1 protein-coding gene is annotated in these 726 nt (G+C 44.9%); it reads left to right on the top strand.

Going from position 1 to position 726, the window contains the following annotated elements:
* Positions 1-726, top strand: a 726-nt coding sequence (locus HMPREF3182_RS07610) for a hypothetical protein (protein ID WP_206445534.1), incomplete at both ends; no start/stop codon positions are given.

Here is a 726-nt window from a genome sequence, read left to right as displayed (position 1 = left end):
CAACCGTAGATGATTTGAAACGGGTAGGCTTTGTGGTAGCTGACGGCGGTAATTATCATGCCACCGTAACCAATGCACAAACCGTGAAATTTGTCGGTGAAGGCTTGGCAACGGTTACCGGTGAAACGAAAGATAATGTACGTACATTTACGGTGAAAGTCGATGACAAGAAAGTGGCTGATGCCGTAAAGAGCATAAACGATAAAGCCGGAAACGCACCGACACAGTATGTAGATAAAGACGGCAATCCGCTTGTAAAAGATGGCGATAAGTACTACAAGGCAAAAGCTGACGGCACACCGGATAAAGACGCTGGAGAACAGACACCGGCAGGTATTAAAGTCGGCGAAAAAGATAAGCCTATGCAGATCACGAATGTTAAACCGGGAACAAATGACATCACGGCAGAAGGACCGACCAAAGGATTGGCAGATTTAGAACATGCAGTACCCGGAACGGTAGCAACTGTGGATGATTTGCAGAAGTTAGGATTTGTCATTAAAGGTAAAGCGGCAGATGGTACTACAGATGTAACCGGTCAAGTGAAACATGCCAATACGGTAGAATTTGCCGGCGAAGATTTGGCGAAAGTTGTTACTGAATCTGCAAACGGTGCAAGCAAAGTAACGGTCAAGGTAAATAAAGAAGATATTGTCAAAGTAGTGAATGACGCAAATGACAAGAAGGGATCTGCACCGACACAGTATGTAGATAAAGACGGCAATC

Source organism: Megasphaera hutchinsoni, from assembly GCF_001553405.1.
Classification (GTDB): Bacteria; Bacillota; Negativicutes; order Veillonellales; family Megasphaeraceae; genus Megasphaera; species Megasphaera hutchinsoni.
This window is presented reverse-complemented; position numbering and strand designations above follow the sequence as displayed.